The organism is Microlunatus sagamiharensis (genome assembly GCF_900105785.1).
In the GTDB taxonomy this organism is placed as follows: domain Bacteria; phylum Actinomycetota; class Actinomycetes; order Propionibacteriales; family Propionibacteriaceae; genus Microlunatus; species Microlunatus sagamiharensis.
In genome coordinates, this window is the sequence record NZ_LT629799.1 from 1,151,787 (window position 1) to 1,175,516 (window position 23,730).

Below are 23,730 nucleotides of genomic sequence, written 5' to 3' on the forward strand. Positions count from 1 at the left end.
CCGGTACGGCGGGCCAGGGCGTCAGACGCCCGGGCGCAGCCGCAGGCCCTGCGGCGTCATCCGGAAGCCGGCCTCCTGCAGCGCCGCGCTCACCCCGGCCGAGCCGAAGACGTGCCCGCCGTCGGCACGCTCCACGGTCAGCTTGCCCAGGTGGCCCTGCTGGACCGCGGTGGCCAGGGCCACGGCGGCCGGCCGGAGCCGCTGCTCCTCCTCGGAGAAGGACAGCAGCGTCTTGCCGCCGCGCTCGACGTAGAAGACCAGCGCCCCATCGACCAGGACGACGAGCGCGCCCGCCTTGCGGCCGGGCCGGTGCCCCTCGCGCTCGGGCCACGGCAGGGCGGCGCCGTACGCGTTGGCCGGGTCGCACGCGGCCAGGACCATGGCGGTGGGGACCTCGGGGTCGCCCTGCTGGGCCCGGAGCCGGTCGACCGCGCCGCTGAGGGCGAACTGCGCCGCGCCGAGGCCCTCGACGAAGTAGCCCCGCCGGCACTGGCCGGTCTCCTCCATGGTCGCCATGGCCCGGTAGGCCGTCCCGAAGCCCCCCTCCACGTCCTCGGTGAGCACCGTGCCGCGGGTGACGACCCCGTAGCGGTCGAGCAGCCCGAAGACGTGACCGGCGAGCGCCTCGGCCGGGGTGCCGGGGGACCGCTCCACCAGCGACCAGCGTCCGGCGGTCTCCGGCGAGGAGATCCGCGGCGCGCGGGTCGGACGCCGCAGGCCCTGCCCGCTGAGCCGGGCGCGGTGGGTCCGCACCGCAGGTCGTGACGGCTTGCGGTGGGCGCCGCCGCCCGAGACGAGGGCGCGGACGGGGTTGAACGTGTCGGACGCGACCAGCCCGGCCCAGGCGAGGTCCCACAGCGCGGCCGTGTACTCGGCCCGGTCGGTCACGCCGACGGGCAGGATCGCGTCGAAGAAGCGGGCCCCGCCGGCGTCGAGCGCGGCGAGCAGCTCCTGGCCGCGGTAGTGCGAAGGCTCGGCCCCGGCGGGTGGCGGTTCGCTGCCGCCGACGACGAAGCGCACCCACCCGTCGTTGTCCCCGATGGCGCCGTCGCCCACCCAGCCGACCTCGCCGGCGGTCATGAGCTCGTCGAGCATCGCCGGGCGGTAGTCGGCCACCCGTGCCGGCAGCACGAGCGTCTCGACGGCGCTCGCGGGCACCGCGCAGCCGTCCAGCTGCTCGAGGACGGCCAGCACGGCGTCGGTGCCGCGGTTGCCCGACCCGACGCCCTGCCACTCGGTCAGGAACCGGCTGAAGGCCACCTGCTCGACCGGCTCGACCTCGCGGCGCAGCGCCGCGAGCGTGCGGCGCTTGACGAGCGCGAGCACCTTGCCGTGGCAGTACTGGCGGCGGTCGGCCTCGGAGTCGCCGAGCTCGACGAAGGAGCCCGCCACGACCGTGCCGGAGGCGACCAGCGCGTCGCAGGCCGACTCGACGACGGCGCGGCCCAGGCCGTAGCGCGTGGCGACCGTCGAGGCGAGGAACGGCCCGTGGGTGCGCGCCCAGCGCAGCACGAGGTCCTCGATCGGGTGCGCCGACACCTCGGTGAAGCTCGCGGCGACGCCGGGCGGCACGGGTACGCCCAGCCCGTCGCGCAGGCGCGGGACGTCCTCGGACACGGCGACCATGGGCTGGCCCGCGATCCGCACCTCGACCAGCCGTCGGTCGAGCACCAGCGTCTCCACCGCCGGCGCCGGGTCGAAGCCCTCGGCGCACCGCAGTCGCAGCTCGGCCAGGGTGAACGGGCCGGCTGTGCGCACGAGGTCGTACAGGCGCTCGGCGTCGGTCGCCTGCCGCTCGGCGCTGAGGCCCTGCAGGTCGGCCTCCGTGCTCGCGATCACGTCGCCGTCGAGCAGCTGCTTGAGCCCGTCCTTGCCGAGCAGCTCGGCGAGCAGCGTGGCGTCGAGCGACAGCGCCGCGGCCTTCTTCTCCGCCAGCGGCACGTCGCCCTCGTAGACGAAGGCGCCGACGTAGCCGAAGAGCAGCGAGCGCGCGAAGGGCGAGGCCTCGGGCGTCTCCACCTCGACCACGCGGACCGACCGGGCCGCCATCTGGCGCTGCACCTCGAGCAGCCCGTCGAGGTCGAAGACGTCGGTGAGGCACTCGCGCATCGTCTCGAGCACGATCGGGAACTCCGGGTACTGCGCCGCGACGGTGAGCAGCTGTGCCGAGCGCATCCGCTGCTGCCACAGCGGGGAGCGCGACTTGGGGTCGCGCCGGGGCAGCAGCAGCGCCCGCGCCGCGCACTCCCGGAACCGCGACGCGAAGAGCGCGGAGCCGCCGACCTCGTCGGTGACCACGCTCTCGATCGTCTCGGGGTCGAGCACGATCAGGTCCGCGCCCGGCGGCGCCGACTCGGTGTCGGGCACGCGCAGCACCATGCCGTCGTTGGTCGCGGTCGCCTGGACCTCGATCCCGTAGCGCTCACGCGCCGCGCGCTCGACGGCGAGTGCCCACGGCGTCAGCACGCCCGTCCCCAGCGCGCAGTGCACGCACACCCGCCAGTCGCCCAGCTCGTCGCGGAACCGCTCGAAGACGATGGTGGAGTCGGTCGGCAGCGAACCCGTGGCGGACTGCTGCTCGCGCAGGTAGGTCAGCAGGTTGCCCGCGGCCCAGTCGTCGAGCCCGGCCTCGGCCAGGCGTGCCTCGGCCCGCTCGGGGGCGAGGCCGCCGACCTCGCGGACGAAGGCGCCGAACGCGCGACCCAGCTCCAGCGGGCGCCCGGGCGCGTCGCCCTTCCAGAAGGGCAGCCGGCCGGGCACGCCGGGCGCGGGGGAGACGAGCACCTGGTCGTGCGTGATGCCCTCGACCCGCCAGCTCGTCGTGCCGAGGGTGAAGACGTCGCTGACGCGGGTCTCGTAGACCATCTCCTCGTCCAGCTCGCCGACCCGGCGGCCGGGCTCGTGCTTGCCCGACGCGTTCCCCTCGCCGACCAGGAAGACGCCGAACATGCCTCGGTCGGGGATCGTGCCGCCCGAGGTGACGGCCAGCCGCTGGGCGCCCGGACGTGCGGTGAGCACGCCGGTGTCGCGCTGCCAGACCACGCGCGGGCGCAGCTCGGCGAAGTCCTCCGACGGGTAGCGACCGCTGAGCATGTCGAGCACGGACTCGTACGCGCTCCAGGGCAGGTCGCGGAACACCCCCGCCCGACGGACGAGGGCGTACAGCTCGTCGACCTTCGCCTCCTCCATCGCCACGGCCGCGACGATCTGCTGGGCGAGGACGTCGAGCGGGTTGCGCAGCTCGGCCACCTCCTCGATGGCACCCTGGCGCATGCGCTCCACGACGACCGCCGACTCGATGAGGTCGCCCCTGTGGTTGGGGAAGAACACGCCGCGCGAGACCGCGCCGACCTGGTGCCCGGCGCGGCCGACGCGCTGCAGCCCGCTGGCCACCGACGGCGGGGCCTCGACCTGGACGACGACGTCGACGGCACCCATGTCGATGCCGAGCTCGAGGGAGGAGGTGGCGACGACGCAGGGGAGCTGGCCGGACTTGAGGTCGGCCTCGATCTGCGCGCGCTGCTCCTTGCTCACCGAGCCGTGGTGCGCCCGTGCCACCACGGGGGCGAAGGTGCCGTCGTGGCCGGACGACGCCCCCGACTGCGCCATCACCTGGGCGGGGCTGCGCATCGGCCGCGCGGGGCCGCCCGCACGGCTCGCCGACGTCGCGGCGACCGTGCCGCCCTCGCCGCGCTCGCCCTCGTCGCTGCCGTCGTCGTCCCCGGTCGCCCCGCCCGGGTCGCTCTCGGCGGCGGCCGCCTCCAGCCGCTCGGCGTGGAGCTCGTTGAGGTGGGACGTGAGCCGCTCCGCCAGGCGGCGGGAGTTGGCGAAGACGATCGTCGAGCGGTGGCCCTCGATGACGTCGAGGATCCGGTTCTCCACGTGGGGCCAGATCGACGGCGCGCGGGCGGGCTGCTCGGAGTCCAGCGACACCTGGCCGGGCGCGGAGGAGGCGCCGAGGTCGCTCATGTCCTCGACGGGCACGACGATGTCGAGGTCCCAGCGCTTCTCCGCGGGCGGGGCGACGACGTCGACGTCGTAGGGCCCGCCCAGGTAGGCCGCGACCCGGGAGGCGGGCCGGACGGTGGCCGACAGGCCGATGCGCTGCAGCGGCCGCTCCGCCCCGGACTCGGACACGAGCGCCTCGAGCCGCTCGATCGAGACGGCGAGGTGGGCGCCGCGCTTGCTCCCGGCCAGCGCGTGCACCTCGTCGACGATCACCGTGCGGACCGAGCGCAGCACGTCGCGCGCGGAGGAGGTGAGCATCAGGAACAGCGACTCGGGGGTGGTGATCAGGATGTCCGGCGGGCGGCTGGCGATGGCGCGCCGCTCGGCCGGGCTCGTGTCCCCGCTGCGCACCCCGACCGTCACGCTCGGCGGCGTCTGGCCCAGACGGACGGCGGTCTGGGTGATGCCGGTCAGCGGGGCCCGCAGGTTGCGCTCGACGTCGACGGCCAGCGCCTTGAGCGGGGAGACGTAGAGGACGCGGCAGCGCTCCTTGGGCTCCGGGACCGGCTCGCGGGTGAGCTCGTCGATCGCCCAGAGGAAGGCGGCCAGGGTCTTGCCCGACCCGGTCGGGGCGACGACGAGCGCGTTGCGTCCGGCGGCGATGCTGCTCCAGGCGCCCTGCTGGGCGCCGGTGGGCTCGGCGAAGACCTCGCGGAACCACGTCGACGTCGCCGGCGTGAAGCCGTCCAGCGGCTGGGCGGGCGCGGTCGTCGAGGTCACGCGTCCATCTTGCCCGGGGCTTCCGACAGTTCGGCGGCGCGCGCCCCGCGGCCGCCGCCGCGGCTACGGTGGGGTCCCGCCGGCGACCAGGGAGCCGGGGTCGAGGGGGTGCGATGAAGGAGACCGAGCTGTGGGCACGCCTGCAGCAGCACCTGGGGGCGGGTTACTACCGCGTCTGGGCCGCGGAGCACAACCTCGGCGAGGTCGGCGGGCGGACGGTCGTCGAGGCGATCGCCGCCGGAGTGCCCTTCAAGGACATCTGGCGCGCCGCCTGGGCGGCGCTGGACCTGCCGCCGACGGAGCGCTAGGGCCCGCACGGCCCGGCGCTCAGCCGGCCGGTGACCAGCGCGGGTCCCGCCCGGCCTGCGCGAGCGCCCGGTCGAGGGCGGGTGCGTCGGCGGGCACCTCCATCTCCGGGCCGTACGCGCCCATCTGCCGGCCCAGCACGGCCGTCGCCGCCACCGCCTGCTCGACGCGCTCCGCCGCGGGCGGGGGGAGCTCGAGCGTCCGTCCGAGCGCCCGGGCGACGTCCCAGCCGTGCGCTGCGACCTCGACCAGGGCCATCTCGCCGAGCATCGCGCGCGGGAGCCGCGAGCCGCCGACCTGCGCCTCGCCGGACCACGCCTCCGGCCGGCCCCAGCCGCGGGCGAGGTCGGCGAGGTTCCCGCGCAGGAGGGCCGCCCAGTCGCCCTCCGCGGAGCCCGCACCGCCGCCCCAGGGGTCGTCGGGGTCGAGCGGCCGGTCGAGCCCGAGGCGGGCGAGCGCGCCGCTCGTGCCCACGAAGTGCTCCACGAGGGCGCGCAGGTCGAACCCGGAGCACGGGGTGGGTGAATCGAGCGCCTGCGGTGGAGGGTCGAGCAGGACGGCGGCGACGGCGTCGCAGACTCCTCCGACGGCGTCCGGGTGGCTGCTGCTCATGCCAGCATCGTGGACCTTCGGGGCGCGCTCGGCAACGGCCGGGCGCAGGTCGGTGGACGTCCGGCGACCCCTGCGTGTCGTGCTGGCCCCTCGAACACGTGTTCGGTAAGTTGTCCACCGTCCGGCACCGCACCGGGGAGTTCTCCACAGGGCGGGTGCCGAGGGCGGCCGATTGTCAGTGCCCGTCCTTACAGTCCCTGACAACGAGCACAGCAGTCACGCCGCGAGGCGACGACACGAGGCCCACGGGCGAAGAAAGAGGACCACGATGGCCGCAGGTGACCGCGACAAGGCACTCGAGTCAGCACTCGCGCAGATCGACAAGCAGTACGGCAAGGGCTCCGTCATGCGCCTCGGCGACGAGGTGCGCGCCCCGATCGAGGTGATCCCTACCGGCTCGATCGCCCTCGACGTCGCCCTCGGCATCGGCGGGCTGCCCCGTGGCCGCGTCATCGAGATCTACGGCCCGGAGTCGAGCGGAAAGACGACGGTCGCCCTCCACGCGATCGCCAACGCCCAGGCCGCCGGCGGCATCTGCGCCTTCATCGACGCCGAGCACGCGCTCGACCCCGACTACGCCGCCCGGCTGGGCGTCGACACCGACTCGCTGCTGGTCAGCCAGCCGGACAACGGCGAGCAGGCCCTCGAGATCGCCGACATGCTCGTGCGCTCCGGTGCCCTCGCGCTGATCGTCATCGACTCGGTCGCCGCGCTCACCCCGCGTGCCGAGATCGAGGGCGAGATGGGTGACAGCCACGTCGGTCTGCAGGCCCGGCTCATGAGCCAGGCGCTCCGCAAGATGACCGGCGCGCTGAGCGGTGCGGGCACGACCGCCATCTTCATCAACCAGCTGCGCGAGAAGATCGGGGTGATGTTCGGCTCGCCCGAGACCACCACCGGTGGTCGCGCGCTCAAGTTCTACTCCTCGATCCGCCTCGACGTGCGCCGCATCGAGACCCTCAAGGACGGCCAGGAGATGGTCGGCAACCGGACCCGGGTCAAGGTCGTCAAGAACAAGGTGGCCCCGCCCTTCAAGCAGGCCGAGTTCGACATCCTCTACGGCAAGGGGATCAGCCGCGAGGGCAGCCTGATCGACCTCGGCGTCGACTGCGGCATCGTCCGCAAGGCCGGCGCGTGGTTCACCTACGAGGCCGACCAGCTGGGTCAGGGCAAGGAGAACGCCCGCACCTACCTCAAGACCAACCCCGACCTCGCCGACGAGCTCGAGAAGAAGATCAAGGAGAAGATGGGCATCGGCCCGCGGGTCGACGCCCCCGCCGGGGTCGACCCGGTGACCGGCGAGGTGGAGTTCTAGGCCGGTGGGCAGCGGGGACGACTTGCGAGAGCCGTCCCGCGCGGCCGACCAGGTCGGTCTCGCGCGGGACTGGCTCCTCAGCCACGGGGTGGAGCCCCCGCCGTCGTCAGGCGGTTCCCGTGGGGCTGCTGACCCTCGGCTCGAGGTCGAGGGTCAGGTTCGTGCTGACCCTCGACGCGGTGTCGAGGGTGCGGGCGCGACGGGCGTCGAGGGCGGGGTCTGGGCCGTCGGTCCCGACGGCGGCACGAACGACGACGACATCGACGACACCGACGTTCCTTCCGCTCGTCGTGGTCGCGGCGGCCGGCGGGGCGGTCGCGGCAGGGCTGCCGGGGACGACGGCGGACGTGACCACGAGCGACCGGCCCGCGGACCTGGCGGGCTCGACCCGGACGCCGACCCCGAGGAGGTCGCGCGGACCATCGTGCTGCGCAAGCTGGCGGCGCAGGCGAGGACCAGGACCGAGCTGGCGCGGGCGCTGAAGACGCGGGAGGTCCCGGAGGCGGCGGCGAACGCTGTGCTCGACCGGATGACCGAGGTCGGGCTGGTCGACGACGCGACCTTCGCCCACGACTGGGTGGCGTCGCGCCAGCAGCGGCGGCACCTGAGCCGGACCGCCCTGCGGCGCGAGCTGCAGACCAAGGGGGTCGACCGCGACCTCATCGACGACGCGCTCTCGGGCGTGGAGGTCGACGACGAGCACCGGGCGGCGCTCGACCTGGCCCGGCGTCGGGCGGCCTCGATGGCCGGGCTGGAGCGGGACGTCGCCTACCGCCGGCTCGGCGGGGTGCTGGCCCGCCGAGGCTTCTCGTCCTCGGTCACCGTGCAGGTGATCAGCGAGGTCCTCGACGAGCTCCGCGAGGGCTCGCGCGCGGACTGAGCAGCCGTGAGGGACGGACGCGTGGTCGGGCTGCGGCTCCGGCCGCGACCGGAGGCGGCCCCAGGGCGACCGGCCGGGTGGCCGGGCCCGTCGGTGCTTGACCCGGTATGGGCCCGGACCTAACCTGCCAAGACGAGGTGTTCTGCACGCTTGATCTGACTGTTTTCGTGTGTGGTCGTGGATCCCCCGAGGGATCCGCGGAGTGGTTTTCTCCCGCTGGTGCGGGTCGAGATAGGTGACGGTGCCGCGGTGCCCGCCCGGGGGAGATGCTCCCGGGGACGGGTGGCGCGGTGGGCGCTGACGAATGCCTCGTTGGTGCGCGTACGCGCGCGGGGAGGGAGTCGTCATGACGGGTGGAGCGTTCCAGGCTCTCGTCCTCGTCCTGCTGCTGGTCGTCGTCGTGGTGGTGGCGGTCGTCGCCGTCGTCCTGCTGAGGCGCCCGCGGGCGCTCGGCCCGATCACGCAGCCGCAGCTGCCCGTCGAGCCGGCCCACCAGGGTCAGCCCGCCGACGAGGCTGTCCAGGCGTCCGAGCCGACGGCCGTCGAGCGGCCAGCGGCCGAGCGGTCGGCCGAGCCGGTGGACGTCCCCGCCCCGCACCCGACGGCGGCCGAGGTCGCTGCGCTGGCCGAGGCCCGTGCCGCGAGCGCGCAGGAGGCCGAGCGGGCCTCGCAGCTGCTCGCCTCGCTCGACCAGGCCAAGGCGGCGCTCGAGGAGCAGACGCAGGCGCGTCGCGACGAGCTGCGGGCCCAGCGTTCCGACGTCGAGCGCCGCGAGCACCGGCTGGCCGAGCGTGAGGAGCGCCTGGACGTCGAGCTGCACTCGCTCAGCGACCAGGTCGGCGCGGTCGACCAGACTCGGGCCGAGCTCGAGGAGCGCCGACGTCGGCTCGAGGACGCCGAGGCCGAGCGGCTGGCCGCCCTCGAGCGGGTCGCCGGACTGACCTCGGAGCAGGCCAAGGCCGAGCTCGTCGCGGGCGTCGAGCACGAGGCCAAGCGGCAGGCCGTCCTGGTCGCCCGCGAGATCGAGCGCAAGGCCCTGCGCGAGGCCGACGAGCGGGCCCGGAACATCGTCGTCGGCGCGATCCAGCGGGTCGCCTCCGACCAGACCTCGGAGTCGGTGGTCTCCGCCGTGCACCTGCCCGGCGACGAGATGAAGGGCCGGATCATCGGCCGCGAGGGTCGCAACATCCGTGCCTTCGAGCAGGTGACGGGCGTCAACGTGATGATCGACGACACCCCCGAGTCGGTGCTGCTCTCCTGCTTCGACCCGGTGCGGCGCGAGACGGCGCGGCTGACGTTGAGCGAGCTCGTCAAGGACGGGCGGATCCACCCCGCACGCATCGAGGAGGTGCACGAGCGCAGCCGCAGCCAGATCGAGGCCCTGTGCCTGCAGGCCGCGGAGGACGCCATGACCGAGGTCGGCATCACCGACCTCCACCCGGCCCTGGTGCCGATCCTGGGCACGCTGCGCTACCGCACCTCGTACGGCCAGAACGTCCTCAAGCACCTGGTCGAGTGCGCCCACATCGCCGGCCTGATGGCCGGCGAGCTGGGCCTCGACGTCGCCCAGTGCAAGCGCTCGGCCTTCCTCCACGACATCGGCAAGGCCCTGACCCACGAGGTCGAGGGGTCGCACGCGCTGGTCGGCGCCGACCTGGCCCGCCGCTACGGCGAGAACGCCGACGTCGTGCACGCCATCGAGGCCCACCACAACGAGGTCGAGGTGCGCACGGTCGAGGCCGTGCTGACCCAGGCCGCGGACGCCATCAGCGGGGGCCGTCCCGGCGCGCGGCGGGAGAGCCTCGAGGCGTACGTGCAGCGGCTGGAGAAGCTGGAGCAGATCGCGGGCGTCCACGAGGGCGTCGAGAAGGTCTTCGCCATGCAGGCCGGCCGCGAGATCCGGGTGATGGTCGCGCCCGAGGAGATCGACGACATCGCGGCGCAGGTCCTCGCCCGCGACATCGCGAAGCAGATCGAGGAGGACCTGACCTACCCCGGGCAGATCAAGGTCGTCGTCGTGCGCGAGTCCCGGGCGACCGAGACCGCCCGCTGAGGCCCGAGGGCCTCAGCGGACCGCGGTGCCGTCGGGCACCGCGGTCGGCGCGTCGACCGCGCCCGGTGGCACCGCGCCGTCGACCGGCCGCGGGCTGCGACGAGCCGTCTGCAGCCGCCGTTCGACGAGGCGGGCGACCAGGCTCAGCGCGTAGTTGATGACGATGAACATGATGGCGACCACGATCAGGGTCGGGATGAGGTTGCCGTACGCCGACGACAGCGTCGTGCCGGAGCGCAGCAGGTCGGTGTAGCTGATGATGTAGCCCAGCGCGGTGTCCTTGAGGATCACGACGAGCTGGCTGATCAGCGAGGGCAGCATCGCCGTGACCGCCTGGGGCAGGAGCACCGTCACCAGCGTCTGGCGCGGGGTGAGGCCGATGGCGAGGCCGGCCTCACGCTGGCCCCTGGGCAGCGCGAAGACCCCCGAGCGGATCAGCTCGGCGATGACGGCGGAGTTGTAGAGCGTCAGGCCGCCGACCACCCCGACGAACGTCGAGGTGTCGCCCAGCACCCCCAGCACGAAGATGCAGAAGTAGTAGACGAAGAGCATCATCACGAGCACGGGGACCGAGCGCAGGAACTCCACGAGGGCCCCGCACACGCCCCGGACGACGCGGGCCTGCGACAGCCGGCCGAGGCCGAGCAGCACGCCGAGGACGCCGGAGAGGACGACCGCGGCCCCGGCCGCCTTGAGCGTGGCGGCCAGGCCGGGGAGCAGGTAGGCAGTCCAGGTCTCGCCGTCGAGGAAGGGGCTCCACTTCTCGGCGGTCAGCTGGCTATTGTCGGGGTCGGCCAGCCCGCGCACGACCAGGGCGAGCAGCGCGAGGATGACGAGGGCGCCGACGACCCCGAGGACGCGGTGCCGGGCCCGAGCACGCGGCCCGGGCTCGTCGAAGAGGACGGCGGGGACGCTCATCGCTGCACCACCAGCCGCCGCGAGAGCGCGGTGAACAGCAACCCGGTCGGCAGCGTCAGCAGCACGAAGCAGGCGGCCACCAGCAGGAAGATCGCGTAGAGCAGCGACGGGTTGAACTCGATCATGCCGCGCATCAGGTACGCGAGCTCGGCGACGCCGATCGTCGCGACGACGGTCGTGTTCTTGGTCAGGGCGATCAGGGTGTTGCCGAGCGGCGCGATGGCGCCGCGGAAGGCCTGCGGCAGGATCACCTCGCGCAGCGACGCCCCGAACTCCAGCCCGATGGCCCGCGCCGCCTCGGCCTGGCCCTGCGGCACCGTGTTGATGCCGCTGCGCAGCGCCTCGGCCACGAAGGACGCGTGGTAGACCGACAGCGCGACGACGCCGTAGCGGAAGTTGTTGTCGACGACCTCGGTCGGCGAGCCGGCCGGGGCGAGGCTGAGGTTGAGCGTGTTCAGCAGCCCGAACGCGCAGAAGAAGACGATCAGCGTCAGCGGCGTGTTGCGGACCAGCGTCACGTACGCGGTCCCGAAGCCGCGCAGCACGCCGACGGGAGAGACCCGGCACACGGCGACGACCGTGCCCACGACCAGCGCGCCGAGCGCGGACAGGACGGTCAGCTTGACCGTCATCCAGAAGGCCGCCGGCACGTCGTAGCTCTGCAGCAGCGTGGTGATCGCGTCCATCGCACCTCCGGGTGCTGGGTAGCCCCGACGGGCGCCGCCGGGCGCCCGTCGGGGGAGGACCTACGGGGTCAGGAGCAGGGCTCGGGCTTCGGCGGGTTGGTGGCCGTGTCGGGCTGGAAGTCGGCCGCCCCGACCGTGTCGTCGAGGGCCTTCTGCCAGGAGCCGTCGTCGACCATCTTGGTGATCGCGGCGTTGACCTTCTCGCACGTCGCGGTGTCGCCCTTGGCGAGGCCGACGCCGTACTTCTCCGTCGAGAACGTCTGCCCGACGACCTTGAGCTTGCCCTGGTACTGCTGCTGCGCGGCGAAGCCGGCGAGGATGACGTTGTCGGTCGTCACCGCGTCGATGCGCCCGCTGTTCAGGGCCTCCACGCACTTGGAGTAGGTGTCGTACTCCTGCAGCTGCACCGAGCTGGCGAACTGGTCCTTGACCTTCTGCGCCGAGGTCGACCCGGTGACCGAGCAGAGCTTCTTGCCGTTCAGCGCGTCCGGACCGGTGATCGAGGCGTCGTCGGACTTCACGAGCAGGTCCTGCCCGGCCACGAAGTACGGCCCGCCGAAGGACACCTTCTGCTTGCGGTCGTCGGTGATCGAGTAGGTCGCGAAGATCATCTTGACCTGGCCGCTCTGCAGCAGCGTCTCGCGCTGCGCGGACGGCGCCTCCTTGAAGGTGACGTCGGTGTAGCCGAGCTCCTTGGCCACGTAGCGCGCGACCTCGACGTCGAAGCCCTTGAAGTCGCTGCCGATCTGCTGGCCGAGGCCCGGCTGGTCGAACTTGATGCCGACCGTCACGGGGCCGCCGGAGCCGGCGTCGCCGCCGCTCCCGCCCTCGGGCACGGCGTTCTCGGCGCGGGCGCACGCGCCCATGGTCAGGGCGAGCCCGGCCGCCGCGGCGACGCCGAGGATCTTCTGGGTGGTGGTCATCATCTGCCTCCGCTGTGGGGGCGGGAGGTCCGGCGGTCCGCCGGTCTCCCGCAGTCGTCGGTGGTGCCGCGCCGGTGGCGCGCTCGTGGGAGCAGCCCGCAGGCCGGCTTAGTGGGTGAGGATCTTGCTCAGGAAGTCCTGCGCCCGCGCCGTGCGTGGGGCGGTGAAGAAGGACTCGGGATCGCCCTCCTCGACGATCCTGCCGTCGGCCATGAAGACCACGCGGTGGGCGGCGCGCCGCGCGAAGCCCATCTCGTGGGTGACGACGACCATGGTCATGCCGGCCTTCGCCAGCCCGACCATCACGTCGAGCACCTCGTTGACCATCTCGGGGTCGAGCGCCGAGGTGGGCTCGTCGAAGAGGATCACCTTGGGCTCCATGGCCAGCGCGCGGGCGATCGCCACCCGCTGCTGCTGGCCGCCGGAGAGCTGCGCGGGGTACTTGTCGGCCTGCGACTCCACCCCCACCCGCCGCAGCAGCTCGCGGGCGCGCTCGCGGGCCTCCGCGGCGGGCCGGCGGCGGACCTTGACCGGCCCGAGCATGACGTTCTCGAGCACGGTCTTGTGGGCGAAGAGGTTGAAGGACTGGAAGACCATGCCGACGTCGGCCCGCAGCCGGGCGAGCTCGCGACCCTCCGCAGGCAGCTCCTGGCCGTCGACGGTGATCGAGCCGGAGCCGATCGTCTCCAGCCGGTTGATCACCCGGCACAGGGTGGACTTGCCCGAGCCCGAGGGGCCGAGCACGACGACGACCTCGCCGCGGCCGATCTGCAGGTCGACGTGCTGCAGCACGTGGAGGTCGCCGAAGTGCTTGTCCACGCCCTCCAGCACCACCAGCGGCGGGCCGACGGGTCGGCTCGGCGACGCCGTGCTGGCCTCGTTCGTGGCGGTCTCGACCGCCTGGTCCGGGGCATCCATCGTCCGAACCTAGTGGTGCCGGGGTCCGTACGAACAATCCCCACGCGGTCCGGGAGCCGGGTTGAACCGCAATTGTTACCGCGGAGGTCGGCGTATAGGCGCTCTAACTACCCCGGATGCCCCACCGGAACCGCAAGGTCTCGCGCGGCGCGAGGGTGAGCATCCCGTCATGGGTCGGCCCGGGGTTGAAGGCGTCGGGGCCGCAGGTCATCGGCTCGACCGCCAGCCCGACGTCGCGGCGCTTCTCGCCGGTGAAGACCTGCGCCCAGGCGAAGGAGGAGTCCGCCCACAGCTCGGCGGTGCGGTCCCCGCGGCGCAGCCGGACGCTCCAGCCGCCGTCGGCGTCGCGGGCGAGGTCGGTGTACGCGGTGTCGAGCACCCGGTCGCCGACCAGCGAGGGCTCGCGCAGGTCGAGCCCGCTGCCCTCGACCGGCGACACGGCCACCGGGAGCATCCGGTCGTCGACCTCGAGCCGGCTCGCCGCGGGCAGCGTGACCTCGACCTCGTCGACGCGCTCCTCGCCGACGGTGAGGTAGGGGTGCGCGCCGTAGCCGAAGGGCACCTCGGTCCGACCGACGTTGGTCGCCTCGAGAGTGACGTGCAGGCCGTCGTCGGCGAGCGCGTACGTCAGCCGCGCGTGCAGGACCCCCGGCCAGCCGGGCTGGCTGAAGATCGTCAGCTCCAGCACCACCTGGGCGTCCTCGTGCTCCACGACGCTCCAGGGCACGTAGCGGGCGAGCCCGTGGCTGGCGTTGTGCCGGGGCGGCTCGCTCAGCCAGAGCTGCTGGGTGGCGCCCGCCCAGGGGTAGCGGCCGTCGCGGATGCGGTTCGGCCAGGGGATCAGCTGCTGGCCGCGCCCGCCCGAGACGGGCTCGTCGGCGCCGTAGCCCTTGACGACGTCGCGGCCGGCGACGGCGTAGCGGCGCATGCCCGCGCCGAGCTGCGTCACCGTGGCGGACTGCTCGCCGAGGGTGATGTCGTGCTGGGTCCCAGTCGGGCTGCTCGCGGCCGAAGGCGTCACGGATCGCACTCTAGGGCGGCGCGGAACTACCCTGGGGCCGCCATGTCGACCACCACCGCACCGCAGCCCGTCGCCGTTGAGGCCGTCCCCGTGACCGGTCCGTCCGAGCCGTCCGCGCCGCGCACGTACGCCATCCGGACCCACGGCTGCCAGATGAACGTCCACGACTCGGAGCGGCTGGCCGGCCTGCTCGAGGAGGCCGGCTACACCCCGGCCGAGCGCGACGGCGCCGACGGGGCGGACGTGGTCGTGTTCAACACCTGCGCGGTGCGCGAGAACGCGGACAACAAGCTCTACGGCAACCTCGGGCACGCGGCGAGCGTCAAGGCCCGCCGGCCCGGCATGCAGATCGCCGTCGGCGGCTGCCTGGCGCAGAAGGACCGTGGCGAGATCACGCGGCGCGCGCCCTGGGTCGACGTCGTGTTCGGCACCCACAACGTCGGCGCCCTGCCGCGGCTGCTGGAGCGGGCCCGCGTCGAGCAGGCCGCGCAGGTCGAGATCGCCGAGTCCCTCGAGCGCTTCCCCTCGACGCTGCCGACCCGGCGCGACTCCGCGTACGCGGCCTGGGTGTCGGTCAGCGTCGGCTGCAACAACACCTGCACCTTCTGCATCGTGCCCGCGCTGCGCGGCCGCGAGGAGGACCGCCGACCGGGCGACATCCTGGCCGAGATCGAGATGCTGGTGGCCGAGGGCGTGCAGGAGATCACCCTGCTCGGGCAGAACGTGAACGCCTACGGCGTCGAGTTCGGCGACCGCGGCGCCTTCGCCAAGCTGCTGCGGGCCTGCGGGGGCATCGAGGGCCTGGAGCGGGTGCGCTTCACCTCCCCGCACCCGCGCGACTTCACCCCCGACGTCATCGCGGCCATGGCCGAGACGCCCAACGTGATGCCGCAGCTGCACATGCCGCTGCAGTCCGGCTCGGACCGGGTGCTCCGCGCGATGCGCCGCTCCTACCGCAGCGAGAAGTACCTCAAGATCATCGAGGACGTGCGCGCCTCGATCCCGCACGCCGCGATCACCACCGACATCATCGTGGGCTTCCCCGGCGAGACCGAGGAGGACTTCCAGTCGACGCTGGACGTCACGGCCGAGTCGCGGTTCGCCGCGGCGTTCACGTTCCAGTACTCGATCCGGCCAGGGACGCCCGCCGCGACGATGCCCGACCAGGTCCCGCGCGAGGTCGTCCAGGAGCGCTACGAGCGCCTGGTCGCCCTCGTCGAGGACGCCGCCTGGAGCGAGAACCGCGCGCAGGTCGGCCGGAGCGTCGAGGTCATGTTCGCCGACGGCGAGGGCCGCAAGGACGCCGCGACCTCGCGCATGTCCGGCCGGGCGCGCGACAACCGGCTCGTGCACGTCGGGGTCCCCGAGGACCCGGCGCTGCGCCCCCGGCCCGGCGACCTCGGCGAGGTCGTCGTGACGTACGCGGCCCCGCACCACCTCACCGCCGACGACGGGCTGCTGTCGCTGCGCCGCACCCGCGGCGGCGACGCGTGGGCCGCGCGGCAGGCCGGCGCGACGGCGGCCCGGCCGGTCGTCGGCCTCGGGCTGCCCACGGTGGGCGTGCCGGCGCCGCTCGCCCCGGCAACGGCCTGCGGCTGAGCCCCTGGGCTGGCACCCTGCTGCCATGCCTGACGACTGGAGCTGGTTCTGGGCCGGCGAGAACGGCCGCGACAACCTGCTGCGCGACGAGCTCGAGGGCCTGCAGAGCCGTGCCTTCGAGGCGTCGCAGCAGTCCGCCCGCCTCAGCAGCCAGCTCCGCACGCTGCAGGGCTCCCTGGAGTCACGGCTGCAGGCGCTCTCCACCGCCTTCGACGCCTACGTGGAGCTGGGCGACGTGCGCGAGCAGCTTGCCGGCTACCCCGGCACGAGCGCCGTGCGGCGCGCGTCGCTCCGCGCGCTCCTCACCCTCGACGCGAGTGGCGTGCCCGACCCGCTCGCGACGGGCGAGGTCGACTACTGGCTCGTCGGCGCGACCAACGAGGTCGTCGCGCTCGCGACGGGCGCGTCCGTGCCCGCCTCGTCCGTCGGCCCGGCTGACGGCCGACCCGGCGGCACCGTGGGGAACGCCGAGCACGAGACCTTCGTCGTGGCTGCGCTCGGCTGGCTGGGGCACGGCGAGCGTGTCGCCGAGCGCGTCGCGCCGCTGCTCCTCGCCGACGGCGCCCTCGCCGCGCCGCAGGTCGTGCTGTGGCGGGCGGTGGCGCACGGCCGCTACCCGGGTGCGCTCCCCGGCGTGGAGCGGGCCTGGAGCCGCGACCTCGACCTGACCGCCGAGACGTGGCGACGCTTTGCGGCCGACACGGCGAAGGCCGTCACCCCGCTCCAGACCGTGCGCTGGATCCAGCTCCTCGTCCAGGGCGGGTGGTCACCGACCGTGGTCGCCCCGTCCGCGGCCGGCGAGCGGTCCGACGCCCGGGCGACCATCGACACCGACGACGACCGCACCGCGCTGCGCCGGGTGGTGGAGGCCCTCGTCGGCGCCGGGCTGGGTGACGAGCGGGTTCTCCTCGAGCGGGCCCGGGTGCTGCGCGCCCGGATCGAGGACCCGGGCGCGCCCGAGCCGGACGCCGAGCAGGAGCCCCCGCGCACCCCGACGACGACGCTGGTCCAGCAGGCGCTGCTCGACCCGCGGGTCGGCGCGGAGGAGCGCCGCACCCTCGTCGGCTGGGCGCGGCCGGGGCTCGACGCGGCGGTGACCGCGATCGCGGCCGAGGTGGCGGCGCAGCGCCCGGGACCGCAGGCGGTGCACACCGAGATGGGTCAGGTCATGGTCACGACCGACGGCGCCGACCCGGCCAGGCTCGCCGAGCTCGACGCCCATGCCGTCCAGAGCCGGACCAGGTCCCGCGCCGCCGTCCTGGTGCCGGCCGTCGGGGCGGGTGTCGCCCTGCTCGCCGGCCTCGCGCTGCTGCGGACCGCCGCCGCCGGGCTCGGCGTGACGCTGCTCCTCGCGGTCGTCGTCCTCGTGGTCGTGCTCCTCCGCGAGGTCGTGCGGACCCGCCGGGGCCGCGTCGAGCTCGAGGAGATCAGGGAACGGACGCGGCAGCGCGTCGAGGAGGGGCGTCAGGCCGCCGTCGCGGCTGCGGCCGAGGACCTCGCGACGAAGGCGGAGGTGGCGACGCTCGCCCGGTCGCTCACCGGGCAGGCGTCGCTGCGCTGAGCGCCGGGGCTCAGACGCCGGGCGCCTGGCCGGGCTCGGGGTCGCGGCGGGCGTAGTCGCCGAGCTTGTCCTTGGCGACGCCCGAGCCCTTGTCGATCTGCTCGCTGTGCTTGCCGCCGGTGCGGCGGTCGGCCTCGTCGGCCACCTTGTCCACGACGGTGTCGATCTTGTCGGCGTGCTGGTGGAGCGCCTCGCGCGCCTTGTCGAAGATGCCCATGCAGGAAGGGTAGTGGGGCACCTCGGACGGCCGCGCCGCCCGGCAGACTGTCGGGGTGACGGTCGTGCTCGTCGGTCCCACCGCCTCCGGCAAGTCCGGGCTGGCGGTGGCGCTGGCCCGCGCGTACGCGGCCGCGGGCCGGCCCGCCGAGGTCGTCAACGCCGACTCGATGCTGGTGTACCGGGGCATGGACGTCGGCACCGCCAAGCCCTCGGCGCTCGAGCGGGCCGGGGTCGTGCACCACCTGGTCGACGTGCTGGACGTGACCGAGACGGCGACGGTGGCGCAGTTCCAGGCCCTGGCCCGGGCCGCGGTGGCCGACTGCCTGGCCCGGGGTGTCGTGCCCGTCCTCGTCGGCGGCTCCGCGCTCTACGTCCGTGCGGTCGTGGACGCCTTCGAGTTCCCCGGCACCGACCCGGTCGTGCGGGGGCGCCTGGAGCGCGAGCTCGAGGAGCTGGGCCCCGAGGCCCTGCACGCCCGGCTCGCCGAGCGCGACCCCGCGGCGGCGAGCCGGATCGAGCGCGCCAACGGGCGCCGGGTCGTCCGGGCCCTCGAGGTCGTCGAGCTGACCGGCCGCCCGTACGCCGCCGAGCTCCCCGAGCGCCGCTACGCGCTGCCCGACGTCGTGCAGATCGGCCTGGACGTGCCCCGGCCCGTGCTCGACGAGCGCATCCGCGCCCGCGTCGACGCCATGTGGGCGGCCGGCCTGGTGGACGAGGTCCGCCGGCTCGCCGACCACGGGCTCCGCGACGGCGTCACCGCCTCCCGTGCGCTCGGCTACCGCCAGGTCCTGGCCTTCCTCGACGGCGAGACCGACGAGGCGTCGGCGCGGGAGGCGACCGTGGTCGGCACCCGGCGCTTCGCGCGGCGCCAGGACTCGTGGTTCCGCAAGGACGAGCGCATCACCTGGCTGGCCCACGACCGCCCCGACCTCGTCGAGGCGGCGCTGGTGCTGGCCGGACCCGAGGGGAGGGGCCGGCCCGCCGCATGAGCGCGGACCTGTTCGCCGTTGCCCGCGGTGGGATCATCGGGCGGTGCGGCGATGGCGGTTCAGCAAGGGTCACGGGACGCAGAACGACTTCGTCGTCCTGCTCGACCGGGAGAACGTCCTCGACCCCTCCGACGAGGACGTGCGCTGGCTCTGCGACCGGCGGGCCGGGATCGGCGGAGACGGGCTGCTGCGGGCGGTGATGGCGCGCCACGTCCCGGAGTGGGACGGCGACCCCGGCCTGTGGTTCATGGACTACCGCAACGCCGACGGCTCGGTCGCGCAGATGTGCGGGAACGGCGTGCGCGTCTTCGTCCGCTACCTGCTCGACCAGGGTCTGGCGACCGGCCCGACCGTCGACGTCGCCACGCGGGCCGGGCTCAAGCCGGCGACCGCGCTGCCCGACGGGCGGGTCCGGGTGGGCATGGGCCGGGTCGCCGTGGCGCCGGGGACGGTCCGTGTCACCACGGCCGGCGGGTCCGCGTACGACGCCACGTCGGTCGACGTGGGCAACCCGCACGCGGTCAGCGTCGTGACGGGTGTCGGTTCGCTGGACCTGACCCGCGAGCCGCGCTGGGAACCGGCCGAGGCCTTCGGCGAGGGCGTGAACCTGGAGTTCGTCGAGCCGCTGGGCGAGCGCCACGTCGCGATGCGCGTGCACGAGCGCGGCGTGGGGGAGACCCGCTCCTGCGGGACGGGGACGGTGGCCGCGGCCGCCGCAGCGCGGGCGCTCGGCGTCGGCGGCGCGAGCGGCGGGGACGGCGTGTGGACCGTGGACGTGCCCGGCGGGCGCGTGGAGGTCGAGCTCGTGGGCGACGAGGCCCACCTGACCGGACCGGCGGTGCTCGTCGCCCACGGCGAGGTCACGCTGCCGCCCCGCTAGGAGCCGAGGAGCGCTCCCCGAGCTCGTCGGACACGGCCGCCGGATCGTGTCGAGGAACCGTCACGAGGCCGGCGTCCTCCGAGCCAGGACGGTCGTCCGGACCCGGAGGAGAGGGCGGCTCAGCGCCCCGCGTACGGGTGGAGCCCCGGGTGGCGCGGGTCGAAGGCGAGCGCGCGGCGGACGCGGTCCCACACGGGCGGGAGCTCGTCGCGGTAGACGACGGCGACCGAGGTCAGCGGGATGCCGAGGCAGACGGCGCCCAGGACGCTCAGGAGGACGGTGGCGAGGGTGGTCATCGGTGGTCGCTTCCGCTGGAGGTTCAGGATGCTGACAACGATGTCAGGACCAAGCGTAGCAACCGCACCGCCACCGGTCACGCGATGCTGCTGGGATGGGTGCGTGGCCCGCGAGGGGACCAGCCGCGGCGGAGGTTCGTGCCGGAGCTCCGGTCCCGCGCCGACGAGGCTGTGGACAACCCGCCAAACCAGGTGCTCGCGCTTGAGCACCGTGAGACCCTGGGCAGCACGATGAGTCTTCCTCGACCCGACGCCGGTGCGCTCCACGAGACGCAGGAACCCCACGACGACGAGCTGCTCGTCGAGACCCTCCGACGGCCGCGGCCCGCCGGACCCGCGCCCGAGGACGTCGACGGCGACCAGCTGGACCGGGCCGACCGCCAGTCGCTGCGCCGCGTGGGCAGCATGTCCACCGAGCTCTCCGACATCAGCGAGGTCGAGTACCGCCAGCTCCTGCTCGAGCGGGTGGTGCTGGTGAGCGTGTGGACGACCGGCAGCCAGGTCGACGCCGACAACTCCCTCGCCGAGCTCAAGCTGCTGGCCGAGACCGCCGGCTCGCAGGTGCTCGACGGCCTGGTGCAGCGCCGGCCCGTGCCGGACCCCGCCACCTACATCGGCTCCGGCAAGGTCGCCGAGCTCCGCGACGTCGTCGTCTCCAGCGGCGCCGACACCGTCATCTGCGACGGCGAGCTCAGCCCGGCCCAGCTGCGCAACCTGGAGGACCGGGTCAAGGTCAAGGTCATCGACCGGACCGCCCTGATCCTCGACATCTTCGCCCAGCACGCCAAGAGCGCGGAGGGCAAGGCCCAGGTCGAGCTGGCCCAGCTGAACTACCTCAAGCAGCGCCTGCGCGGCTGGGGCGGCAACCTCTCGCGCCAGGCCGGTGGCCGGGCGGCCGGCGGCGCGGGCATCGGTGGTCGCGGACCCGGTGAGACCAAGCTCGAGACCGACCGCCGCCGCATCAACAGCCGGATCGCGCGGCTCCGCGGAGCGCTGCGCGAGATGGACGGCACCCGCGAGACCAAGCGGGCCGAGCGCAAGCGCAACCAGATCCCGTCCGTGGCGATCGTCGGCTACACCAACGCCGGCAAGTCCAGCCTGCTCAACCGGCTCACCGGGGCGGGCGTGCTGGTCGAGGACGCGCTGTTCGCGACCCTCGACCCGACGGTGCGCCGCTCCGCCACCGCCGACGGCCGCGTCTTCACGCTCACCGACACCGTCGGGTTCGTCCGGCACCTGCCCCACGACCTCGTCGAGGCATTCGCGTCCACGCTCGAGGAGTCGGCCCAGGCCGACCTCCTGCTGCACGTGGTCGACGGCTCCGACCCCGACCCGGAGGGCCAGATCCGCGCGGTCCACGACGTCCTCGCCGAGATCGGGGCCGGCAAGGTCTCCGAGCTGATCGTGATCAACAAGGCCGACACCGCCGGCCCCGACGCGATCGCGGCCCTGCGTGCGCGCTACCGCGACGCGGTCGTCGTCTCGGCCCGCACGGGTGCCGGCATCGCCGACCTGCAGCGCACCGTGGAGGCGCGGCTGCCGCGGCCCGAGGTCGAGGTCCGGGCGATGGTGCCGTACGGGCGTGGCGACCTGCTCAACCGGATCCACCAGGAGGGTGAGCTCCTCACCACCGAGCACACGGGCGACGGCACGCTGGTCGTGGCGCGGGTGCACGGTGACCTGGCCGGCGAGCTGGCCGAGTACGAGCGGGGACGTCCCGCGCTGGACGCGACCGTCCGCGGTGGCTGAGCAGACCCTCGCCCCGCCGCGGGGAGCGAAGGACGGCTCGGCGCCCGGCCACCGGCGGGTCCTCGACGACGCGGTCGCCGGTATCGGCGGGGCCGACCGTCCGGGGCAGCACGCGATGGCCGACGCCGTCGCCCTCGCGCTCGAGGACCGGCGCCACCTGCTCGTGCAGGCGGGCACGGGGACCGGCAAGTCGCTCGGCTACCTCGCACCGTCGCTGGTCTGGCTGACCGAGCACCCCGGGGAACGCGTGGTCGTCGCGACGGCGACGCTGGCCCTGCAGGCGCAGCTGGCCAAGTCCGACATCCCCGCTGCGCTCGACGCGGTCCAGCGGGTGACCGGGCGGCGTCCCGACTTCTCGGTCCTCAAGGGCCGCAGCAACTACGCCTGCCTGCTGCGCGTGCGGGACGGGGGCGTCACCGAGCAGGGGACACTCATCTCGGCCGACGACCTGGCGGCCACCGCCCGGTCCAGCGCGTCGCCGGAGTCCGCGCTCGGCACCGAGGTGCTCGCGCTGCGGGAGTGGGCCGAGGACCAGGCGGCGACGGGCGGGGTCGCCGACCGCGACGACGCCCCCGCGCACAGCGACCGGGCCTGGCACCAGGTCTCGGTGCCGGTGCGCGAGTGCCTCGGTGCCCAGCGCTGCCCGTACGGGGACTCCTGCCTGGTGGAGAAGTCGCGCGACCAGGCCCGTTCCGCCGGGCTCGTGGTGACCAATCACGCCCTGCTGGCCATCGACGCCATGCACGGCGGTACGGCACTCCCCGAGCACCGCGCCGTCGTCGTCGACGAGGCGCACGAGCTCGTCGCCCGGGTGACGGGGGCCGCGTCGGCGGAGCTGAGCCCGCAGCAGGTCGAGCGGGTCGGCAAGCGCGCCGTGACCTTCCTGTCCGACGACGTCGCGCTCGACCTGCTCGAGTCCGCCGACGAGCTGCGGACCGCGCTGGACGAGATGCCGCTGGAGCGGGTGGAGGACCCGGCGTCGCCCTTCGTGGTCGCGGCGCAGCGGGTCCGCTCCGCCGCCCGGGCCGCCGTGTCCGCGCTGACCGGCAGCGCCGGTGGGGAGAAGCCGAGCCCGGAGCAGCGGCAGGCCGCCGCTGCGGTCGGCGAGGTGCTCGACGTGGCCGAGCGGATGGCCGGGCTGTCGCCGTACGACGTCGTCTGGGTCACCGAGCGGGAGCGGTCGGGCCGCGAGGCGCACGTCGCGCCGCTGTCGGTCGCCGGCCTAATGCGCTCGTCCGTGTTCGGCGAGCGCACGATCGTCCTCACCTCCGCGACGCTCAAGCTCGGCGACGACTTCGGCCCCTCGGCCGCCGCGCTCGGGCTGCGGGCGCGCGACCGGGACGACTCGGGCGAGGCGTACGTCCCGAGCGGCGTCGAGGGCGCCTCGGCCGACGATCCGCCGGTCCCGTGGCGGGCGCTCGACGTCGGGTCGCCGTTCGACTACCGGCGCCAGGGCATCCGCTACGTGGCCCGGGCGCTGCCGACCCCCGGTCGCGACGGCATGAGCAAGGAGGTGCTCGACGAGATCGCCGAGCTCGTCTGGGCGGCGGGCGGGCGCACCCTCGGGCTCTTCTCCAGCCGGCGCGCGGCCGAGGCGGCCGCCGTGCACGTGCGCAAGCAGCTGCCCAAGCTGACGATCCTCTGCCAGGGCGACGCCCAGCTGTCCGAGCTGACGCGGCGCTTCACCAGCGAGCCGACGACCAGCCTCTTCGGCACCCTGTCGCTGTGGCAGGGCGTCGACGTCCCCGGGGCGACGTGCCAGCTGGTGATCATCGACCGGATCCCGTTCCCGCGACCCGACGAGCCGCTCACGCTGGCACGGCAGAAGGCCGTCGCCGACGCCGGCGGCAACGGGTTCATGAGCGTGGCCGCCACCCACGCGGCGCTCCTGCTGGCGCAGGGCTCCGGGCGGCTCGTGCGCCGCAGCAGCGACCGGGGTGTCGTGGCCGTGCTCGACCCGCGCCTGGTGACGGCGCGCTACGGGTCCTTCCTGCGCGCCTCGATGCCGGACATGTGGGAGACGTCCGACCGCGAGACGGTGATCGGCGCACTGCGCCGGCTGGCCGAGGAGGCGTAG

General features: G+C 74.3%; 19 protein-coding genes. 10 read left to right on the forward strand and 9 right to left on the reverse strand.

Features of this window, described 5'->3' with window-relative positions; translation table 11 throughout:
- Window positions 1–21: 21 nt before the first annotated feature.
- On the reverse strand, window positions 22–4,728 hold the full coding sequence (locus tag BLU42_RS05250) for an ATP-dependent helicase (protein ID WP_091073548.1): 4,707 nt from the start codon (window positions 4,726–4,728) through the stop codon (window positions 22–24).
- A 113-nt stretch (window positions 4,729–4,841) separates the two neighbouring features.
- On the opposite strand from BLU42_RS05250, the gene BLU42_RS05255 reads away from it, so the two are divergent.
- A complete protein-coding gene (locus tag BLU42_RS05255) occupies window positions 4,842–5,036 on the forward strand; it encodes a DUF3046 domain-containing protein (RefSeq protein WP_091073549.1) in 195 nt (64 codons plus the stop codon).
- A 19-nt stretch (window positions 5,037–5,055) separates the two neighbouring features.
- Here the strand turns inward: BLU42_RS05255 and BLU42_RS05260 are convergent, their stop codons facing one another.
- Window positions 5,056–5,646, reverse strand: a complete 591-nt coding sequence (locus tag BLU42_RS05260) for a TIGR03086 family metal-binding protein (protein ID WP_091073550.1) — start codon at window positions 5,644–5,646, stop codon at window positions 5,056–5,058.
- Window positions 5,647–5,914: 268 nt separating this feature from the next.
- Here BLU42_RS05260 and recA point away from each other — a divergent pair, with 268 nt between their 5' ends.
- From recA to rny, 3 genes are all read left to right on the forward strand, one after another.
- Window positions 5,915–6,961, forward strand: a complete 1,047-nt coding sequence (recA, locus tag BLU42_RS05265; RefSeq protein WP_091073551.1) for a recombinase RecA — start codon at window positions 5,915–5,917, stop codon at window positions 6,959–6,961.
- Between the two features lie 424 nt (window positions 6,962–7,385).
- A complete protein-coding gene (locus BLU42_RS20465; protein WP_157719785.1) occupies window positions 7,386–7,841 on the forward strand; it encodes a regulatory protein RecX in 456 nt (151 codons plus the stop codon).
- A gap of 346 nt (window positions 7,842–8,187) precedes the next feature.
- A complete protein-coding gene (rny, locus tag BLU42_RS05275; protein WP_091073553.1) occupies window positions 8,188–9,894 on the forward strand; it encodes a ribonuclease Y in 1,707 nt (568 codons plus the stop codon).
- Between the two features lie 12 nt (window positions 9,895–9,906).
- On the opposite strand, the gene BLU42_RS05280 is transcribed toward rny, so the two are convergent.
- The 5 genes from BLU42_RS05280 to BLU42_RS05300 form a co-directional block, all read right to left on the reverse strand.
- Window positions 9,907–10,812, reverse strand: coding sequence for an amino acid ABC transporter permease (locus tag BLU42_RS05280; RefSeq protein WP_091073554.1), 906 nt, complete (start codon window positions 10,810–10,812; stop codon window positions 9,907–9,909).
- Window positions 10,809–11,498 (reverse strand): amino acid ABC transporter permease, encoded by a 690-nt coding sequence (locus tag BLU42_RS05285; RefSeq protein WP_091073555.1) that lies wholly within the window; start codon window positions 11,496–11,498, stop codon window positions 10,809–10,811. Before BLU42_RS05285 ends, BLU42_RS05280 begins: the two co-directional genes overlap by 4 nt.
- A 68-nt stretch (window positions 11,499–11,566) precedes the next feature.
- A complete protein-coding gene (locus BLU42_RS05290; protein ID WP_091079483.1) occupies window positions 11,567–12,421 on the reverse strand; it encodes a glutamate ABC transporter substrate-binding protein in 855 nt (284 codons plus the stop codon).
- 108 nt (window positions 12,422–12,529) lie between these two features.
- A complete protein-coding gene (locus BLU42_RS05295; protein WP_091073556.1) occupies window positions 12,530–13,339 on the reverse strand; it encodes an amino acid ABC transporter ATP-binding protein in 810 nt (269 codons plus the stop codon).
- 103 nt (window positions 13,340–13,442) lie between these two features.
- Window positions 13,443–14,360, reverse strand: a complete 918-nt coding sequence (locus BLU42_RS05300; RefSeq protein ID WP_157719787.1) for an aldose 1-epimerase family protein — start codon at window positions 14,358–14,360, stop codon at window positions 13,443–13,445.
- A 42-nt stretch (window positions 14,361–14,402) separates the two neighbouring features.
- Here BLU42_RS05300 and miaB point away from each other — a divergent pair, with 42 nt between their 5' ends.
- Together miaB and BLU42_RS05310 are read left to right on the forward strand one after the other, a co-directional pair.
- A complete protein-coding gene (gene miaB / locus BLU42_RS05305) occupies window positions 14,403–15,959 on the forward strand; it encodes a tRNA (N6-isopentenyl adenosine(37)-C2)-methylthiotransferase MiaB (protein ID WP_091073558.1) in 1,557 nt (518 codons plus the stop codon).
- Window positions 15,960–15,984: 25 nt separating this feature from the next.
- Complete coding sequence (locus BLU42_RS05310) at window positions 15,985–17,520, forward strand: hypothetical protein (RefSeq protein WP_091073559.1); 1,536 nt, start codon at window positions 15,985–15,987, stop codon at window positions 17,518–17,520.
- 10 nt (window positions 17,521–17,530) lie between these two features.
- Here BLU42_RS05310 and BLU42_RS05315 read toward each other — a convergent pair whose 3' ends face one another.
- On the reverse strand, window positions 17,531–17,737 hold the full coding sequence (locus BLU42_RS05315) for an antitoxin (protein WP_091073560.1): 207 nt from the start codon (window positions 17,735–17,737) through the stop codon (window positions 17,531–17,533).
- A gap of 64 nt (window positions 17,738–17,801) precedes the next feature.
- Between BLU42_RS05315 and miaA the strand changes: the two genes are divergently transcribed.
- Together miaA and dapF are read left to right on the forward strand one after the other, a co-directional pair.
- Window positions 17,802–18,728, forward strand: coding sequence for a tRNA (adenosine(37)-N6)-dimethylallyltransferase MiaA (gene miaA, locus BLU42_RS05320; protein ID WP_091079487.1), 927 nt, complete (start codon window positions 17,802–17,804; stop codon window positions 18,726–18,728).
- Window positions 18,729–18,771: 43 nt separating this feature from the next.
- Window positions 18,772–19,608, forward strand: coding sequence for a diaminopimelate epimerase (gene dapF, locus BLU42_RS05325; RefSeq protein WP_091073561.1), 837 nt, complete (start codon window positions 18,772–18,774; stop codon window positions 19,606–19,608).
- 119 nt (window positions 19,609–19,727) lie between these two features.
- Here the strand turns inward: dapF and BLU42_RS20470 are convergent, their stop codons facing one another.
- On the reverse strand, window positions 19,728–19,904 hold the full coding sequence (locus BLU42_RS20470; protein ID WP_157719789.1) for a hypothetical protein: 177 nt from the start codon (window positions 19,902–19,904) through the stop codon (window positions 19,728–19,730).
- Window positions 19,905–20,135: 231 nt separating this feature from the next.
- On the opposite strand from BLU42_RS20470, the gene hflX reads away from it, so the two are divergent.
- Window positions 20,136–21,653: a GTPase HflX gene (gene hflX / locus BLU42_RS05330; RefSeq protein WP_091079491.1), complete on the forward strand. Its 1,518-nt coding sequence runs from the start codon at window positions 20,136–20,138 to the stop codon at window positions 21,651–21,653.
- Between the two features lie 115 nt (window positions 21,654–21,768).
- On the forward strand, window positions 21,769–23,730 hold the full coding sequence (locus BLU42_RS05335) for an ATP-dependent DNA helicase (RefSeq protein ID WP_091079495.1): 1,962 nt from the start codon (window positions 21,769–21,771) through the stop codon (window positions 23,728–23,730).

What these genes read in the sequence shown, in the direction of transcription:
- BLU42_RS05260 (WP_091073550.1), bottom strand. Translation starts at nt 5,646, where the DNA reads ATGAGCAGCAGCCACCCGGACGCCGTCGGAGGAGTCTGCGACGCCGTC.
- BLU42_RS20470 (WP_157719789.1), bottom strand. Translation starts at nt 19,904, where the DNA reads ATGACCACCCTCGCCACCGTCCTCCTGAGCGTCCTGGGCGCCGTCTGC.
- miaB (WP_091073558.1), top strand. Translation starts at nt 14,403, where the DNA reads ATGTCGACCACCACCGCACCGCAGCCCGTCGCCGTTGAGGCCGTCCCC.
- BLU42_RS05315 (WP_091073560.1), bottom strand. Translation starts at nt 17,737, where the DNA reads ATGGGCATCTTCGACAAGGCGCGCGAGGCGCTCCACCAGCACGCCGAC.
- hflX (WP_091079491.1), top strand. Translation starts at nt 20,136, where the DNA reads ATGAGTCTTCCTCGACCCGACGCCGGTGCGCTCCACGAGACGCAGGAA.
- BLU42_RS05285 (WP_091073555.1), bottom strand. Translation starts at nt 11,498, where the DNA reads ATGGACGCGATCACCACGCTGCTGCAGAGCTACGACGTGCCGGCGGCC.
- BLU42_RS05295 (WP_091073556.1), bottom strand. Translation starts at nt 13,339, where the DNA reads ATGGATGCCCCGGACCAGGCGGTCGAGACCGCCACGAACGAGGCCAGC.
- BLU42_RS05310 (WP_091073559.1), top strand. Translation starts at nt 15,985, where the DNA reads ATGCCTGACGACTGGAGCTGGTTCTGGGCCGGCGAGAACGGCCGCGAC.
- BLU42_RS05335 (WP_091079495.1), top strand. Translation starts at nt 21,769, where the DNA reads ATGGCCGACGCCGTCGCCCTCGCGCTCGAGGACCGGCGCCACCTGCTC.
- BLU42_RS05290 (WP_091079483.1), bottom strand. Translation starts at nt 12,421, where the DNA reads ATGACCACCACCCAGAAGATCCTCGGCGTCGCCGCGGCGGCCGGGCTC.
- BLU42_RS05255 (WP_091073549.1), top strand. Translation starts at nt 4,842, where the DNA reads ATGAAGGAGACCGAGCTGTGGGCACGCCTGCAGCAGCACCTGGGGGCG.
- rny (WP_091073553.1), top strand. Translation starts at nt 8,188, where the DNA reads ATGACGGGTGGAGCGTTCCAGGCTCTCGTCCTCGTCCTGCTGCTGGTC.
- recA (WP_091073551.1), top strand. Translation starts at nt 5,915, where the DNA reads ATGGCCGCAGGTGACCGCGACAAGGCACTCGAGTCAGCACTCGCGCAG.
- BLU42_RS05280 (WP_091073554.1), bottom strand. Translation starts at nt 10,812, where the DNA reads ATGAGCGTCCCCGCCGTCCTCTTCGACGAGCCCGGGCCGCGTGCTCGG.